Source organism: Roseateles sp., assembly GCF_019237615.1.
Classification (GTDB): domain Bacteria; phylum Pseudomonadota; class Gammaproteobacteria; order Burkholderiales; family Burkholderiaceae_C; genus Pelomonas.
The window spans coordinates 16,594-32,515 of sequence record NZ_JAFAGT010000068.1 but is presented as its reverse complement, the minus strand read 5'-3'; the positions used below and the strand labels follow the sequence as shown (position 1 = coordinate 32,515).

Here is a 15,922-nt window from a genome sequence, read left to right as displayed (position 1 = left end):
GGCGTGGCCACAGACTACCTGGAAAGCTACCTCGGCTGGTTCCGGGCGCTGGACCGCGCCAGCAAAAAACCACGCAAGTCCGCGCCACTGTTGGCTTTGGCATTGGGGCTGAATGACCATCACTAACTAACGATCAAAGAGCCTTCCTCGACAGCTTGACGACTTGCGCTTGACGGCCTCTCCCCATGGGGAGTCGAGCTTACATCAAAGCTCTTTTATAAGAAACTTATTTAGGGGATGTTGTACTAGCCTTGCTCAACGCCTGCTCTTTGAATTCAGGCGTCCTTCTCAATCTCTGCATTACTTCTGTCGCTCCGCTGCGGGTCATCCGCTGGGAAAAGGGAGACGACAACTATTCTGCCGCGGGGGGATAACGGCACTGCAAGGCCCAGCGGGCTCATCCTTCTGCCGGAGGAGTCAAAACTTTGACAGCATGTGGTGTGCGCGTCTTGAGGTCCGGATCGATACATTGACACCAAGATCAAAACATTGTTATCAGCCACCAACAATGCGCCCATGCTCCAGTACCTGACCCTGCCCGTCACGCCCTTCCAGCAGAACTGCTCCATCGTGTGGTGCGACGTCACATCGGACGCCGCGGTCATCGACCCTGGCGGCGAGCTGCCGCGGCTGATGGCGGCCGTGCGCGAGCGCGGCCTGAACCTGAAGGCCATCTGGCTGACCCATGCCCACATCGACCATGCCGGCGGCACGGGCCAGCTGGCGCGCGAGCAGGGCCTGCCCATCATCGGGCCCCACCCGGGCGACCAGTTCTGGATCGACGGCCTGGCGCAGCAGAGCCAGATGTTCGGTTTCCCGCCGGCCGAGGGCTTCACGCCCGACCGCTGGCTGGACGATGGCGACACCGTGCAGATCGGCCGCGAGACCCTGGCCGTGCGTCATTGCCCCGGCCACACGCCGGGCCACGTCGTCTTCCACTCGGCCTCGGCCCAGCGTGTGTTCGTCGGCGACGTGCTGTTCGCCGGCAGCATCGGCCGCACCGACTTCCCCGGCGGCAACCATCAGCAGCTGCTCGACGCCATCCGCCAGCGCCTGTGGCCGATGGGCGACGACACCATCTTCATACCGGGCCATGGGCCGGAGAGCAGCATTGGAAGGGAGCGCCGCGGCAATCCCTATGTTGCGGATGGCGTCTGAGCGACGGTCGCCAGTAATTCGTTCACAAACACGTGTAGCAACATTTACGCTTCTGGCCAAGCGTGCTCTCCTACGCTTTGATGATGGCTCGCAAGGGGTGGGCTGAGGAGTGCTTCGATGTGGATGTCCGAGTTTGTACAGGCGGGCCAGGCCCCCGGATCCCGTCCTCGCGAGCGCCGTGCCGCGGCTTCGCTGTCCAATCAGTGGCTGGGTTTGGTGCTCGAGGAGCTCGACCATGGCGTCGTGCTGCTCAACGGCGCCGGCCGCGTGCTGCATGCCAACCTCGCGGCGCGCGCGTCGCTGGATGACAACCATCCGCTGGAGCTCGTCGGCCAGCATCTGCGCGCCCGCCTGCTGACCGACGCCGTGCCGCTGGCCGACGCGCTGGAGGGGGCCGAGGCCAGCGGCCGGCGCTGCCTGCTGCGCCTGGGCGACGAGCGCGCCGAATGCGGCCGCGCAAACGTTGTCGTCGTACCGCTCAACCGCGACGTCAGCCAGGCCGCCGTGCTGCTGATCCTGGAGCGCCGCCAGCTCTGCGGCGACCTTGCCGCCCAGTGGTTCGCGCTGCGCTACCAGCTGACGCCAGCGGAGACCGAGGTGCTGAAGGCGCTGTCCAACGGCGTCAAGCCCACCGAGGTGGCGCAGCGCCAGGGCGTCGCCATCTCGACGGTGCGCAGCCAGATCCAGAGCATCCGCGCCAAGAGCGGCGCCGACAGCATCGGCGAGCTGATGCGCCAGCTCGCGCTGCTGCCGCCGCTGGTGTCGTCGCTGCGGCCGGCCAAGCTGGTCAATTGACGCGCGAATTCGGCCCTCCCAGCGGCCCGGGCGCCGGTCCGCTCCCGGGCCAGAGCGCCTTGGTCGATGTGCTTGCCGAAGGGCCGCGACGCGGACTGCAAGACCTGCCAAGGTATTCCTTGGACAAGGGGCTAACATTCGGCGCGCCGCTGGCCTGTTGCCCGCGGCGCCGTTCGGATGGCTGACGAATCCCTAGACAACGAACTACAGGCCTTGCCGCCGTCGCTGCGGCTGCTGGCTGCGCGCGGCTTGGCGCGCAGCTACCGCAAGGGCGTCGTGCTGATCGAGGAAAGCTCGATCGGCGACAACCTCTACCTGATCCTGTCCGGCTCGCTGCGCGCCTACAGCAGCGATGCGCGCGGCCGCGAGATCACCTACGGCGTCTACGGCCCCGGCGAGTACGTCGGTGAAATGAGCCTGGATGGCGGGCCGCGCTCGGCCAGCGTCATCACCGAGACGGCCAGCCGGCTCGTCATGGTCACGCGTGCCAGCTTGCTGACCCACATCAGCGAGCACCCCGAGTTCGCCTTCGAGCTGCTGACCAAGGTCATACGCCGCGCGCGCGCGGCGACGCTGTCGACCAAGCAGCTGGCGCTGAACGACGTCTACGGCCGGCTGAAGAACCTCGTCGACGAGTCCACAGGCGACGGCCGCCACCTCGCGCTGACCCACCAGGGCATGGCCCAGCGCCTGGGCTGTTCGCGCGAGATGGTGTCCAAGCTGGTCAAGGACCTGGAGCTGGGCGGCTATCTGAGGCGCGTGGCGGCCGGCGAATACCAGCGGCTGAAGACCCTACCCGCCCGTTGGTGAGGACTTGAGCGGCGGCGCGACCGGGAAGCGCTTTTCCGGCCGCGGCGCGCGGGCGTAGAGCCCTTCCACCTTGGGCAGGTTGGCCTGGATGTCGCGGATGCGCGTCGCGCTGGCCGGGTGGGTGGACAGCCACTGCGGCGGTGCGCCCTTGTTGGCGGCCATCATCTTTTCCCACAGCCGCACGGCGGCGGCGGGGTCGTAGCCGGCACGGGCCGACAGCTCGATGCCGACCAGATCGGCCTCGCTCTCGTCGTCGCGGCTGAACTTCAGGTTGACCAGCTGCGCGCCGTAGCCGGCCACCGTGCGGCCCAGGTTGCCCAGGCCGAACAGCGCCGAGCCGAGTTCGACGACCACGTTGGTCGCGGTGGACTTGCCGACGCGCTCGCGCGCATGCTCGCGCAGCGCATGGGCCACTTCGTGGCCCATGATGGCGGCGACCTCGTCATCCTCCAGCTTGAGCTTCTCCAGGATGCCGTAATAGAAGGCGATCTTGCCGCCGGGCATGCAGAAGGCGTTCAGCTCCGGGCTGCCCAGCAGGTTGACCTCCCATTTCCATTGCCGCGCGCGGCTGTTCCATTCATAGCTGAAGGGGATGATGCGCTGGGCGATGTAGCGCAGCCGCTGGGCCTGCGGATGTTCCATGGGTGCGAGCGCGCGCTGCTGGGAGGCCTGGCTCATCATCTGCGCGTATTGCTGGCCGCCGGCCTGTTCCAGCTGCTCGGCCGACACCAGGCCGGCGAACTTGCTCTTGGGCCCGACGTCCACGCCCTCGCGCGCCCAGGCCGGCACCAAGGCGGCCGCGCCGGAGGCGGCGAGCAGCCCGGTGAAGAGGCGGCGGCCGCGCCGGGTGGGTGGCGCGCATCGGCCGGCGGCGCAGTCGGCGCAGGCACCGAACATGCGGCGCGGCGGGTCGGTGAACTGCAGGTCGTCACGGACCTGGAAGTCTTCGGCATGCATCCCGGCATTGTGCGATGGCGTTGGCCGGGCTTTCGTAGGACTGGCGACAATCGGCCAAATGAAACTGCCCCCACGCTCGCTCAGCTCGCTGCCCCCGATTGGGGCGTATCCATGCCTTGGGGCGGCACGGCGCCATTGATATGGACACGCAGCAATTTCGGGCCGCCCTGGGGCTTTTCGCCACCGGCGTGACCATCGTCACCGTGCGCTCCGCGGACGGCGAACTCGTCGGCCTGACCGCGAATTCCTTCAACTCCGTGTCGCTGGACCCGCCGCTGGTGCTGTGGAGCCTGGCGCGGCGCGCCGGCTCCATGCCGGTCTTCACGCGCGGCTCGCACTATGCGATCAACATCCTCGCCGCCGACCAGAAGGATCTGGCCCAGCGCTTCGCGACCCGCGACATCGACCGCTTCGCCGGCGTGGCCTGGCGCGAGGGCGCGGGTGGCGCGCCGGTGCTGGAAGGCGCCGTCGCCACCTTCGAGTGCGCCAACCGCAGCCGCTACGAGGAGGGTGACCATGTCATCTTCGTCGGCGAGGTGGAACGCTGCACGGCGCGCCTGGGCGCGCAGCCGCTGATCTTCCACGGCGGGCGCTACTTCACCGAGCTGCCGCTCTGAGCGGGCCTCAGAGCTGGACCTTGGTGCCGAGCTCCACGACCGCGTTGCCGGGCAGGCGGAAATAGTCCGCCGCGCCGCTGGCGTTGCGGCTCATCGTGGCAAACAGCGCCTCGCGCCAATGCGCCAGGCCGGTGCGCGGCACCAGCGTCTCGCGGCTCAGGAAATAGCTGGTCTCGGCGGGCTCGGCGCGCAGGCCGCGCGCCTCGCAGCGGGCCAGCGCGGCCGGCACGTCGGGCTGGTCCATGAAGCCGTAGGTGATGACGAGCCGCCAGAAGCCGGGCGCCAGCGCCTCCAGCTGCAGTTGCTCGGCGGCCGGCACATAGGGCCGCTCGCAGAACGTGACCGTCAGCACGACGTTGCGCTCGTGCAGCACCTGGTAGTGCTTGAGGTTGTGCAGCAGCGCCGGCGGCACCAGGGCCGGGTTGGACACCGGGTAGACGGCGGTGCGCGCCGCGCGCGGCCGCCCGGCATCACCGAAGGCATGCAGGTTCTCGATGAACGGCAGCAGCTCCAGGCCTTCCTCGCGCAGCAGCTTCTGCACCGAGCGACGGCCGCGCGCCCAGGTGCTCATCAGCACGAACAGCAGCCCGCCGAGCACGAGCGGGAACCAGCCGCCGTCGACGATCTTGATCGCGCAGCCGGCCACCAGCAGCCCGTCCAGCACCAGGAAGAAGGCGGTGGCACCCCAGGCCAGCGGCGCCGGCAGCCGCCAGCCGTTGCGGATGACGAAGAAGGTCAGCACGGTCGTGATCAACATCGTCAGCGTGACGGCGATGCCGTAGGCGCCGGCCAGCGCCGAAGAGCTGCGGAACAGCAGCACCGCACCCACCACGCCCAGCAGCAGCGCCCAGTTCACTCCGGCGATGTAGATCTGCCCGGCCTCGGAGGCCGAGGTATTGCGCACCTGCATGCGCGGCAGGAAGCCGAGCTGTATGGCCTGCTTGGTCATCGAGTAGGTACCCGAGATGACGGCCTGTGACGCGATCACCGCGGCCAGGGCCGCCAGGGCCACGGCCGGCAGCACCAGCGTGGCGGGGAAGAGGCGATAGAAGGGGTTGTCTATGGCCGAGGGGTCGCGCATCAGCAGCGCGCCCTGGCCCAGGTAGTTCAGCGCCAGCGCCGGGAAGACGATGCTGCTCCAGGCGATGCGTATGGGCCGGGCGCCGAAATGACCCATGTCGGCATACAGCGCCTCGGCGCCGGTCAGCGCCAGCACGATGGCGCCCACCACGGCCAGCACATGCCAGCCGCGGCCGATCAGGAACTCCAGCGCCCGCAGCGGGTTGAGCGCGGCCAGGATGGCCGGCTCCTGCGCGATCTGCAGCGCGCCGGTGACGGCCAGTACCGCGAACCACAGCATCAGCACGGGGCCGAACACGCGGCCCACCACATGCGTGCCATGCTTTTGCACGACGAACAGGCCCACCAGCACCACCAGCGACAGCGGCAGCACATAGCTTTCGAGGTGCGGGTTGACGATTTCCAGGCCCTCGATGGCGCCCATCACCGACACGGCGGGCGTGATGACGCTGTCGCCGTAGAACAGCGTCGCGCCGAACACGCCCAACAGCAGCAGGAAGCGGCGCAGCAGCGGGCGTTCGCGCACGGCCTGCGTGGCCAGCGCCGTCAGCGCCAGGCCGCCGCCCTCGCCACGGTTGTCGGCGCGCAGGATCAGCACGACGTACTTCAGCGTGACCACCAGCGTGAGCGCCCAGACGATGGCGGAGATCGCGCCGATCAGCTCGTTCGGCGCGACGGCGACGCCGGTGGCCGGCGTGAAGATCTCCTTGACGGTGTAGAGCGGGCTGGTACCGATGTCGCCGTAGACGACGCCGATGGCGCCGACCGTCAGTGCGGCGAGGCCGGCTCGGTGGGGATGTGGCTTGGCAGGGTCGGCGGGCTCGGTCATGGGCTGGGCAGTGGCTCGGGCGTCTGGCCGGCCCGGGTTTGTCCGGGCTTGGTGGTGTCGATTCTGCCGGGGTCTGATCGTCGAGTCTGCAGAGGATCGTCCTCGGCCACCGGAGTATCGCCATGACCACCACGAACACCATCACCCTGCATCGGGTGCTGCGCTGCCCGCCCGAGCGCGTCTGGCGCGCCTTCACGACGCCCGCCGCGATGGCCAAGTGGCTGCCGCCGCATGGTTTCACCGGCACCGTCCACGAGATGGATGCCAGGGTCGGAGGCGGCTACAAGATGTCGTTCACCAACCTCACGACCGGCCACGGCCACAGCTTCGGTGGCCGCTACCTGGAGCTGGAGCCCGGCAAGCTGCTGCGCTACACGGCCCGCTTCGACGATCCCAACCTGCCCGGCGAGATGACGACCACGGTCGAGCTGAAGGCCGTGTTCTGCGGCACCGAGATGCACATCCGGCAGGAAGGCATCCCGGCGGTCATCCCGGTCGAGGCCTGCATCATGGGCTGGCAGGAGTCTCTGCAGCTGCTGGCCCAGCTGGCCGAGCCCGAGATCAACCAGTAGCTCAGGCCAGGCGGCCGGCCGGCAGCGCCACGGGCGCCGCCGCCAGCACGCGCCAGCGCCACAGGCCCAGCGCCAGGCTGGCGGCCAGGCTGGCGCCGGCCAGCAAGGCGAACGACAGCCGCAGCTTGTGGTGCAGCAGGTACAGGCCCACGGACATCGCCAAGAAGGCGAGTACCGGCAGCACGGCCGTCCACGACATGGGTGCGCGCAGGCGTGCAGGCGCACGCAGCAGCCAGGTGACGGACAGCGGCAGCGCGCCCAGCGCCAGGCACATCAGCGCGATGTCGTCGCCCACCCAGGCGAGCAGGGCCAGGGCCAGGCTCGTCAGCGCCCAGGCGACCAGCCCATGGCGCAGCTGCAGGCCGCCGACGGCGCGGTTCAGCGCCGCCCCCTGCGGCATGCCGGGCAGCAGCCGCAGCAGCGCCTGCTCGCGGCGGCTGTGCCACAGCATCTGGGGCAGCGCGAGGCAGGGGTTGAAGCCCGCGCTCGCGACGCCGATGGCGATGCCGAGCGCGCCATGCTGCCAGCCGTCCTGCCACCCCTGGCCCATGATCGCGAACGCGAGCAGAAAGCTCAGCGCGGCGATGCAAAGCGCCAGCGCGACGCCCAGGGCCTGGCGCAGCCAGTGCTGCTGGCCGTGCAGCACGATCTCGGCGCGGCTCATGACGCTGCGCCGCGTGGCGGCGGCCCGGCCGATGGCATGGGCCAGCCAGGCCGAAGCGATGCGCTCGAACGGCCGGGCAAGCCATTCGCCGGGGCGGCCGAACGCGGCCAGGCCTGCCTGCTTGCCGGTCGTGCCCTCGCGCGCGATGCGGCGCATGAACATGATGCGGGCATGGGCCTCGCGGTGGGCCGCGTCGCCGGGGCCGAACAGGCGCGCGACCAACCCGCCCAGCGCCAGCAGGCACAGCGCCAGCACCGGCAGCGTCTGCGCGGACCACAGCTGTTGCAGCGCCGACCACAGCGGCGCGAGGCGCTTGCCCAGGTCCAGGCCGAAGAACAGCGCCGGGCCGAACGTGAGCAGCAGCAGCAAGTTCCAGTTGCGCAGCGCCCAGGCCATGAGGACCAGGACGGCCGCCACGAACAGCAGCGCTGCCGCCAGCGAGGGCAGGCGCGGCAGGCCGGCCCACAGCAGCAGCGCACAGGCCAGCGACAGCAGCATCCAGCTGCCCAGTGCCGCCTCGCGCAGCCACCGCACATGGCCGGGAACCAGGCGGGCGGCGTGCGGGTGGTTCTGCTGCAGCAGGTTGCCGACCAGTGCCATCCACAGCATCGCCAGGGCCAGCACGGCGCTGACGGCCAGCACGGCCAGGCGCACGCCCGTCGCGGTGTACAGCGTCACGCCCAGACCCAGCAGCGCCAGCGCGGCCAGCAGTCGCCGCCCCCCGGGGGCATCGCGGTCGCGCTGGCGCCAGGAGGCCAGCAGCATCTGGTTGAAGGCGGCGCCCATCAGGTCAGCTCCGCGAACAGGTCTTCGAGGTTGACCGCCTCGGCCTCGTGCGGCGCGGCCGTGCCGGCGGGCAGCCGGGCCAGCACGCGCTCGCGGCCGGCGTCCAGGGGCGTGCGCTTGAGCGGCTCGGCGCCCAGTCGCGCCATCAGCATGGCCATCTCGGTGACGCCGCCCGTGAAGGCGCGCACCTGCTCCAGCAACTCGTCCAGCGGCGCCTGCAGTGCGATCTGGCCCTGGCTCAGGAAGGCCACGTTGAAGGCCACGCGTTCCAGGTCCGACAGGATGTGGGTGGAGAACACCACCGTCGTGCCGCGGTCCAGCACCTGCTCGACCAGTTCGCGCAGGAAGTCGCGCCGGCCCACCGGGTCCAGCCCCGCGACCGGCTCGTCCAGCACCAGCAGGTCGGGCTCGTGGGCCAGCGCGCGGATGATGGACAGGCGCTGCTGCTGGCCCCCCGACAGCTTGCGTATGGGCTTGTCGCGCGCGATGTCCCAGCGCGACAGCAAGCCGTCCGCCTTGGCCTCGTTCCAGTGCGGGTAGAAGCTGCGGAAGTACGCCAGCAACTGGGCGGGCGTGAAGGCCTCGAACAGGTCGCTGCTCTGCGGCACATAGCCGATGCGGGCGCGCGCCGCGTCGTCGATGACGGCGGCCGGCTGGCCGAATAGCGTGACCTGGCCCCGCTGCGGCTCGCGCAGGCCCAGCAGCGTCTCCAGCAGCGTGGTCTTGCCCGCGCCGTTGCGGCCCAGCAGGCCCACGACCTGGCCGGGCAGCAGCGTCCAGTCCAGGCTGCGCAGCACCTCGCCGCCCTTGGGGTAGCTCAGGCTCACGCCGGACAGCCGGGCGCTGGGGGTGTCGGTAGGGGGGAAATGAGCGCTCATGACTGGTTCCCGTGCAGGAGTTGGGTGAAGAGGGCGATGACCTCGTCGGCGGGCAGTTCCAGCTGGCCCGCCGCGTCGGCAGCCTGCTGCAGCGCGGGGCGCAGCAGCTCGATGCGCGAGGCCGGCGACTGCGCGCGCCGGTGCTGGGCGGCCACCACCATGGACAGCCCGCGGCGGCGCTCCAGCAGCCCCTCGGCCTCCAGCAGCGAATAGGCCTTGGAGATGGTCATGGGGTGCACGGCCAGCGCCTGCGCCAGCTCGCGCACCGAGGGGATCGCGTCGCCGGCCCTCAGCTGCCCGGCCGCGACGCGCCGCCGCACCTGCTCGACGAGCTGGCGGTAGATGGGCTCGGGCGAGCCGGTATTGATGTGGACGAAGTGGGCGGCTTGCATGGCTGCTGACAATGTGTATTAGTACAATAGTACACATAGGCGGCAGAGGTCAAGCCCAGACCGCGCAATGGCGGTTTGAAGCCAACAAACAAGGTCCGTCGGATCCAATGAAGGCCTGTTGGGGGGGCGTATCTTGGAAACCAAGATCGGCCGTCGGGTCCTGCGATCTCCCGCTTTCGGGATCCTCGCGCGGTTGACAAACTTTGCCATTTGCCAACAATGACCGCATGCCTGCCAAGACCCCCACCATGAACGTGTCCCTTACCGACGCCCTGCGGGACGTCGTGGACGAGCGTCTTCGCTCCGGCCTGTACGGCAATGCCAGCGAGTACGTTCGCGAGTTGATCCGGCGTGATGAAGAAGCTGCTCGGCAACTTCGCTCGCTCTACCAGGTCGGCATCGACAGCGGCGAATCGGTTGCGATGTCCGAGGGGGACTGGGCAGCACTTCGCTCGGTTGCGCGTTCGCCTGCCTCCGGTCAGGCATGAAGCCGATATATCGGCGCCCCGCTGCCATTGAAGACATGATTCGCCAAGTGGCCTACAGACGCAATTCCGCCGGCGAGGCTTCTGCTGCGACCTTGGTTGATGAGATGCAAGATTGCCTGCGGTCGATCTCCGAATCTCCCGGCATCGGATCAAGACGTATCGGTCAGTTGCTCGGGGTCCCCGAGCTTCAGTGGAAGCGCGTCGGCAAGACCAAGCTCTGGTGCTGGTACGTTGAAGAGGCAGCACGTGTTGATTTGATCCGTCTGGTCAGCACGGCTCAACTCCCGCGTCAGTTCATGCTCCCCGACGGTCTTCATTGAGCGCGAACACCGGCCTGCAGGCGGCCTTGCGCCTCGGCGGACGTCAACACCTCAGCCCAAGAGTCTCGACGAACCTTGTTTGGCAGCAGGTCCGCAAATCACCGCGTATCGGGCTTTCCTGACGGGCTGCGCTGGAAAGCGCTGGTGTAGTTGAATCAACAACTTGGAGAGTCCGTCTTCGACGGACGTTATTTGTTCAAATCACGGCTTTGTTGTCGCTGAAGTCACCGCCATGCGCCATCTGCTCGTTGCCTCCGCACTGTTCCTGTCCCTCGCCGTCCAGGCCCAGCCCCCCGCCGTCAAGGTCGACGACCCCTGGGTGCGCGCCACCGTCGCGCCGCAGAAGGCCACTGGCGCCTTCATGCAGCTGACCTCGGCCAAGCCGGCCAAGGTCGTCGCGGCAAGTTCGCCGGTGGCGGCCGTGGTCGAGATCCACGAGATGAAGATGGACGGGGGCGTCATGAAGATGCGCGCCGTCGACGCGCTGGCGCTGCCGGCCGGCCAGGCCGTCGCGCTCAAGCCCGGCAGCTATCACGTCATGCTGATGGGCCTGAAGGCACCGATCAAGGCCGGCGAGACCGTGCCGCTGACGCTGACCGTCGAGGGCGAGGACAAGCAGCGCAGCATGGTCGAGATCCAGGCGCAGGCGCGCTGATCCGCCGCCGGCGCGGCGTCAGTGCCCGGCGCAGCGCCCGGCGTTGTGCGCCACCTCGGCCGCCAGCCGCGGCCACAGCGGCTCGGGCAGGTCGTGCCCCCAGCCGGGCAGGATCTCCAGCCGCGCGCCGGGGATGCGTCGCGCCAGGTCATGCGCCGCGGCCACGGGGATCAGCCGGTCGTCCTGGCCGTGGAGGACCAGCGTGGGCGCTGCGATGCGCGGCAGGCGCTCGGCGCGGTGCGCGTCGGCCGCGATGGCGACCAGCTGGCGCGCCACCGCCTGGGGCCGGAACGCGCGCCTCACGCCCTGCGCGATGCGCTCGCGCAGCAGGTGGGGCTCGGGCGGATAGCCCGGGCTGCCGATGACGCCGTACAGGCTCACGTAGTGGTCCAGCACGTTCTCAAACTTCTGCTCCGGCGTGAGCGCCGGCCGCGGCCGGGACAGCAGGGCGCGGCGCACCTTCAGGCTTTCCTTGGGCAGGCCGCGGTCGCCGCTGGTGGTCATCATCAGCGTCAGGCTCTTCACGCGCTGCGCATGGGCGAAGCCGAGGTGCTGGGCGACCATGCCGCCCATGGAGGCGCCGCAGACATGGGCGCTGGGCAGCCCCAGGGCGTCCAGCACGCCGACGGCGTCGCGCGCCAGGTCGGCGAGCTGGTAGGGCGCCTTGATGGGCAGCCGCAGCGTGTGCAGCAGTGCGGCCAGCGGGATGTTGGGCGGGCCCAGCTGGTCGAAGGGCTGGGACAGGCCGACGTCGCGGTTGTCGAAGCGGATGACGCGAAAGCCCCGCGCCACCAGTTGCTCGACGAAGCCCTCGGGCCAGGCGATCAGCTGCATGCCCAGCCCCATGATCATCAGCAGGGGCTCGCCGTCCTCGGGGCCGCGGAGGTCGACCTCTATGCGGACACCGTTGGCCGAGACCTGCATCAGGCCAGATCGACTTGGCGCTCGATGACGCGCGACACCAGCCCGTAGGCGATGGCCTCGTCGGTGCTCATCCAGAAGTCGCGCTCGATGTCCGCGGCCACGCGCGCCAGCGGCTGGCCGGTCTCGCGCGCGATGACGGCGGCGATGCGCTCGCGGGTGCGGATGATCTCGCGGGCCTGGATGGCGATGTCGCTGGCCTGGCCGCCGGCGCCGCCCGCGGGCTGGTGGATCATGAAGCGCGTGTTGGGCAGCGCGAAGCGGCGCTCCTTGGGCGCGGCCAGGTAGATGTGGGTGCCGGCGCTGGCCACCCAGCCGGTGCCGATGATGGTGACCGGCGCGCGAACGAAGCGGATCATGTCGTGGATGGCGTCGCCGCTCTCCACATGACCGCCGGGCGAGGAGATCAGCAGCGTGATCGGCGCGTCGGACTCCTGGGCGAGCGCCAGCAGGCGGCGGCAGGTGACGTGCGCCATCTTGTCGTCGATCTCGCCGAAGACCATCACGTAGCGGCTCTTGAAGAGCAGCTGCTCCTCCATCTTCTCGGGGGCGGGGTCTTTCTTGGCGGCCTTGTCGTCGGCGGCGAGGGTGTGGTGTTGCATGGGCAAAGGTCCGGTTGAAGGCGCTACCTTACCGCGAGAAGCGGGCGCGGCGCGCAGCAGGGGTCAGTCACCGCCGAGGAGCCGCCACCAGGCCCAGCTGCCGACGAGGAACAGCGTCGTGAAGCAGCTGGTGCTGACGACGACCGCGTGCACGAGGAGGTGGGAGGCGTAGGCGGGCTCCGTGGCCGGCGTGAACGCCCAGGCCGACAGCACGCCGACGAAGAGGGCGCCGGCCAGGCCGGCCTGCAGCACCCGGATGCGCAGCGCGTCGCGCGGGGGCGGCTCGACGCGGCGACGGGCGCGCAGCGCACGCCGGTACACCGCGACCAGCGCGGCCACGCCCACGACGCTGCTCAGGTGCTGCAGCAGCCCCGCGACATGGACCTGCCGTTCCACGGCGGCAAAGGCCGGCCGGTTCAACGCGTGCAGCCACTCGATGCCCCAGCGGCCCGAATGCGTGAACGAGTCCCAGAACACATGGCTGGCCGCGCCGATCAGGATGGACAGCACGGCCGCCGCCAGGCTCGCCCAGGCCGCGCGTCGCGATGGCTGCAGCTGCTCGCGGGCCATGGCCCGGTGCGGTTCGGGCAGCAGGATGGTCAAGGGCGCGGAGAAGCGCAGCAGCAGCGCCAGCACCAGCAGGCTCAGCGGCAGGCAGACCGTGACGACACCCCGCGGCGTGTGGCAGAACGTTGCTGCCAGGCCGTGCAGGCCCACGTAGTAGCCCAGGTCGGGCGCCATGGCGCCCAGGACCAGGCCGGGCCAGGAGAGCCAGCGGGGGCACAGCGGATGCAGCGGCAGGATGACCGCCGGGTGCGCGAAGGTCCAGGGCATGGTGGTCGCCTAGGCTGGCGAGTGCGACTCGACCCTCGCCCTCACTCAGGCCGCACCGGCGTCTTGTAGAACCAGCGCCGCGCGCCCTTGGGCTCGAAGGGCGTCCACTGTCCCTCCGGCTGTGCCAGCCGGTCCGCCAGCGCGTACAGCGCGATGGGGTTCACGCCCAGGCCGATGTGGCTGGCCTGGACCTCGATGTTCTCGGCCAGCGGCGAGGGCTCGTTGACGCTGCAGCGCCAGGCGACGACGCCGTCGGTCCTGGAGTAGATGGACGTTGTCGGCACTGGGGGCACCTGGCGGATGGCCTCCATCAGCTCGGGGTCGCTGGATGTGTGGCCGCTGACCAGCTCGAAGAAGCGCCAGGCGTTGGTCGCGCGCGGGTGGCCGGTGAAGGGTGTGCCCAGCGTGACGACGCAGCGCGTCAGCTCCGGGCATTCCTTGGCCAGCTCGCGGGCATAGATGCCGCCCAGGCTCCAGCCCAGCAGGCTGACCTTGCGGTGGTGGCGGCGGTACAAGGCCTGCAGGTCGGCCTTGATCTGCTCCAGCACGCCGGCGCGCGGGCCGAAGTTGAAGCCCTGGCCCCAGGGCTGGGTGGCATAGCCGAGCGAATCCAGCAGGGCGCGCAGCGGCGCCGTCGTCAAGTCGTTGGCGCCCAGGCCCGGGAAGACCAGGACCGGGTGGCCGTCGCCATTGGGCAGCTTCCTGAGCCAGGGCGTGGCGGCCAGCAGCGCGGCGTACTCCCAGGGCGCGCGGCCCTCCAGCATCAGCAGCCAGGCATTGGGGGCGCGCAAGTCGGACCAGTCGGGGGTGGCGGGAGCCGTCTTGGGTTGCCAGCGCGCGAAGCGTGGCGAGCGGGTAGCGGGCATGCGGGGCAGGGGATCGGGCAAGGCCCGGCCATGTTAGCCAGCCGTTGCCTGCTTCCGGGGCGTGCTTGCCCGGGGCTTGGGTGTCGCCTTGGCGACGGCCTTCCTGGCCGGTGCCTTCCTTTCCTTCTTCGCGGCGGGTGCCGGCTCAGGGTCGGGCGCCATCACCGGCAGCGCCTGGAACTCCATGAAGGCCGTCTCGACATAGGCCGCCAGCTCGGCCGTCTCCGGCATAGCCTTGCCGCAAGCCATCAGGCCGATGTCCAGCGACTGGTTGTAGGTCTGCACGGTCACGTTCAGCGCCAGGCCGTGCACGGCGATGGAGGTGGGATAGTTGGTCAGCATCTCGGCGCCGGCCAGGTACAGCGGCACCTGCGGTCCCGGTACGTTGGAGATGACGACGTTGGCGATGACGGGCAGCTTCTCGGCCACCCGGGCGCGGCCATAGAGCATGGCGCCGGCCTGCATCAGCCAGGGGATGCCCAGGCTGGGGAAGTCGGTGGGCATCAGGCTCTTGAGCTGGCTCATCTGCGCCTTCATGGCCTTGGCCGACGCGATGACATGGGCCAGGCGCTCGGCCGGGTCGGCCAGGTGCGTGCCCAGGCTCATGAAGGTCATCGTGGCCTGATTGTTGGACGTCGTGTCGCCGGCCGCGCGCGTGGATACGGGCACGGCGGCGATCAGGCTCTTGCGCGGCAGCGGGCCATGCTTGGTCAGGAAGCGCCGCAGCGCGCCGCCGATGACGAAGAGCACGGCGTCGTTGAGGCTGGCGTGGTGGCGGCGGCGCGTGCGGTTGAGCTCGGCCAGCGGCAGCGTGACGCCGGCGAAGGCGCGCGTGTCCGACAGGCTGACGTTGAGGCGCGTGCGCGGCGCCGGGCCCAGGCTTGCGACGGCCTGCTTGCCGCGCACGACGGCCGTCGTCTGCGCGGCGACGCCCGCGAGCAGCGCGCGCAGCTTGTCCATCGAGGCCTCGGCCGCCGCGCCGCCCAGCGACTTGACCGCCATGCCGCCGAGGACGGTGGCCGCGCCGGGCAGCGCGCGCGCCAGCTTGAGGGTCTGCTGCCACTGCTGGGACACGGCGGCACGCAGCATGCCGACGGTGCCGAGCTGGCCGCGTTTGCGGCCTCGCGCGGCGGGGGCGCCGACGGCGCGCGGCTCGGGGCTCAGGTCCAGGATCACCTGGGCCAGCGCGACGGCGGCCTGGCCGTCCACCGCGGCATGGTGCAGCTGGGTGTAGAGGGCCACACGCGGCTGCCCCTCGGGGCCGGGCTCCAGGCCGGTGAAGACATGGAACTTCCACAGCGGCCGGTCGCGGTCCAGCAGCACGGGGTGCAGCGCGCCGACCTGAGCCTCCAGCTCGGCCATGCCGCTGCCGTCGGCGAGCGGGATCTCGACGATGTGTTCCTCGAGGTCGGGGTCTGCGTCCACCCAGCCGGGGTTGGACAGGCCCAGCGGCATCGTGACGAGCTTGCGCCGCAGCGCCGGCAGCAGCGGCATGCGCGTGCGCATGTGCTCGCGCAGGTCCTCGACGTAGTCGCCGTCGTAGCCGGCCGGCAGCTCCAGCAGGTGCAGCGCGCCGACATGCATCGGCATCTGCGGTGTCTCCAGGTACAGGAAGCTGGCGTCAAGTCCCGCAAGCTGCTTCATCGACTGTCTCCGGCGTTGTCGGCCCAGCATACCGACGAAACCGCCGGAAGCCCT

The 15,922-nt window shown here is 69.9% G+C and carries 18 protein-coding genes and 1 pseudogene; 9 read left to right on the top strand and 10 right to left on the bottom strand.

Translation table 11 applies throughout. The annotated features are described in order from the left end of the window. From JOY88_RS13875 to JOY88_RS13860, 4 genes and pseudogenes are all read left to right on the top strand, one after another. Positions 1–126, top strand: a pseudogene (locus JOY88_RS13875) (IS1595 family transposase); the annotation flags it as partial. 390 nt (positions 127–516) lie between these two features. Then, positions 517–1,158 (top strand): MBL fold metallo-hydrolase, encoded by a 642-nt coding sequence (locus tag JOY88_RS13870; protein WP_293503216.1) that lies wholly within the window; start codon positions 517–519, stop codon positions 1,156–1,158. 123 nt (positions 1,159–1,281) lie between these two features. Then, entirely contained in the window at positions 1,282–1,953 is a 672-nt protein-coding gene (locus tag JOY88_RS13865; RefSeq protein ID WP_293503215.1) for a helix-turn-helix transcriptional regulator, read from the top strand. A gap of 177 nt (positions 1,954–2,130) precedes the next feature. Continuing rightward, positions 2,131–2,763: a Crp/Fnr family transcriptional regulator gene (locus JOY88_RS13860; RefSeq protein WP_293503214.1), complete on the top strand. Its 633-nt coding sequence runs from the start codon at positions 2,131–2,133 to the stop codon at positions 2,761–2,763. Here JOY88_RS13860 and JOY88_RS13855 read toward each other — a convergent pair. Next, positions 2,746–3,660 carry a M48 family metallopeptidase gene (locus JOY88_RS13855; RefSeq protein ID WP_293503218.1) on the bottom strand — a complete coding sequence of 305 codons (915 nt, stop codon included), beginning with the start codon at positions 3,658–3,660 and terminating at the stop codon, positions 2,746–2,748. The genes JOY88_RS13860 and JOY88_RS13855 overlap by 18 nt on opposite strands. A 200-nt stretch (positions 3,661–3,860) precedes the next feature. On the opposite strand from JOY88_RS13855, the gene JOY88_RS13850 reads away from it, so the two are divergent. Beyond that, positions 3,861–4,337, top strand: a complete 477-nt coding sequence (locus JOY88_RS13850) for a flavin reductase family protein (protein WP_293503213.1) — start codon at positions 3,861–3,863, stop codon at positions 4,335–4,337. A 7-nt stretch (positions 4,338–4,344) separates the two neighbouring features. Here JOY88_RS13850 and JOY88_RS13845 read toward each other — a convergent pair whose 3' ends face one another. Next, positions 4,345–6,246 (bottom strand): potassium transporter Kup, encoded by a 1,902-nt coding sequence (locus tag JOY88_RS13845; RefSeq protein ID WP_293503212.1) that lies wholly within the window; start codon positions 6,244–6,246, stop codon positions 4,345–4,347. A gap of 122 nt (positions 6,247–6,368) precedes the next feature. On the opposite strand from JOY88_RS13845, the gene JOY88_RS13840 reads away from it, so the two are divergent. Beyond that, complete coding sequence (locus tag JOY88_RS13840) at positions 6,369–6,818, top strand: SRPBCC family protein (RefSeq protein ID WP_293503211.1); 450 nt, start codon at positions 6,369–6,371, stop codon at positions 6,816–6,818. Between the two features lies 1 nt (position 6,819). On the opposite strand, the gene JOY88_RS13835 is transcribed toward JOY88_RS13840, so the two are convergent. The 3 genes from JOY88_RS13835 to JOY88_RS13825 are packed head-to-tail and all read right to left on the bottom strand — an operon-like array spanning position 6,820 to position 9,538. After that, a complete protein-coding gene (locus JOY88_RS13835) occupies positions 6,820–8,268 on the bottom strand; it encodes a hypothetical protein (RefSeq protein WP_293503210.1) in 1,449 nt (482 codons plus the stop codon). After that, positions 8,268–9,146, bottom strand: coding sequence for an ABC transporter ATP-binding protein (locus tag JOY88_RS13830; RefSeq protein ID WP_293503209.1), 879 nt, complete (start codon positions 9,144–9,146; stop codon positions 8,268–8,270). Before JOY88_RS13830 ends, JOY88_RS13835 begins: the two co-directional genes overlap by 1 nt. After that, entirely contained in the window at positions 9,143–9,538 is a 396-nt protein-coding gene (locus JOY88_RS13825) for a GntR family transcriptional regulator (protein WP_293503208.1), read from the bottom strand. The genes JOY88_RS13830 and JOY88_RS13825 overlap by 4 nt, the downstream gene beginning before the upstream one ends. A gap of 227 nt (positions 9,539–9,765) precedes the next feature. Here JOY88_RS13825 and JOY88_RS13820 point away from each other — a divergent pair, with 227 nt between their 5' ends. The 3 genes from JOY88_RS13820 (at position 9,766) to JOY88_RS13810 (ending at position 11,001) form a co-directional block, all read left to right on the top strand. After that, a complete protein-coding gene (locus tag JOY88_RS13820; protein ID WP_293503207.1) occupies positions 9,766–10,026 on the top strand; it encodes a type II toxin-antitoxin system ParD family antitoxin in 261 nt (86 codons plus the stop codon). Next, positions 10,023–10,346 (top strand): hypothetical protein, encoded by a 324-nt coding sequence (locus JOY88_RS13815; RefSeq protein ID WP_293503206.1) that lies wholly within the window; start codon positions 10,023–10,025, stop codon positions 10,344–10,346. Before JOY88_RS13820 ends, JOY88_RS13815 begins: the two co-directional genes overlap by 4 nt. Positions 10,347–10,578: 232 nt before the next feature. Next, positions 10,579–11,001: a copper chaperone PCu(A)C gene (locus JOY88_RS13810; RefSeq protein WP_293503205.1), complete on the top strand. Its 423-nt coding sequence runs from the start codon at positions 10,579–10,581 to the stop codon at positions 10,999–11,001. Positions 11,002–11,019: 18 nt separating this feature from the next. Here JOY88_RS13810 and JOY88_RS13805 read toward each other — a convergent pair whose 3' ends face one another. From JOY88_RS13805 to JOY88_RS13785, 5 genes are all read right to left on the bottom strand, one after another. Beyond that, positions 11,020–11,925, bottom strand: a complete 906-nt coding sequence (locus JOY88_RS13805; RefSeq protein WP_293503204.1) for an alpha/beta fold hydrolase — start codon at positions 11,923–11,925, stop codon at positions 11,020–11,022. Beyond that, positions 11,925–12,524 (bottom strand): ATP-dependent Clp protease proteolytic subunit, encoded by a 600-nt coding sequence (locus tag JOY88_RS13800; RefSeq protein ID WP_293503203.1) that lies wholly within the window; start codon positions 12,522–12,524, stop codon positions 11,925–11,927. Before JOY88_RS13800 ends, JOY88_RS13805 begins: the two co-directional genes overlap by 1 nt. A 63-nt stretch (positions 12,525–12,587) precedes the next feature. After that, positions 12,588–13,358 carry a DUF4184 family protein gene (locus tag JOY88_RS13795; RefSeq protein WP_293503202.1) on the bottom strand — a complete coding sequence of 257 codons (771 nt, stop codon included), beginning with the start codon at positions 13,356–13,358 and terminating at the stop codon, positions 12,588–12,590. Positions 13,359–13,399: 41 nt separating this feature from the next. Then, positions 13,400–14,224 carry an esterase/lipase family protein gene (locus tag JOY88_RS13790; RefSeq protein WP_367269801.1) on the bottom strand — a complete coding sequence of 275 codons (825 nt, stop codon included), beginning with the start codon at positions 14,222–14,224 and terminating at the stop codon, positions 13,400–13,402. Between the two features lie 33 nt (positions 14,225–14,257). Continuing rightward, complete coding sequence (locus tag JOY88_RS13785) at positions 14,258–15,868, bottom strand: wax ester/triacylglycerol synthase family O-acyltransferase (RefSeq protein ID WP_293503201.1); 1,611 nt, start codon at positions 15,866–15,868, stop codon at positions 14,258–14,260. Positions 15,869–15,922: the final 54 nt, after the last annotated feature.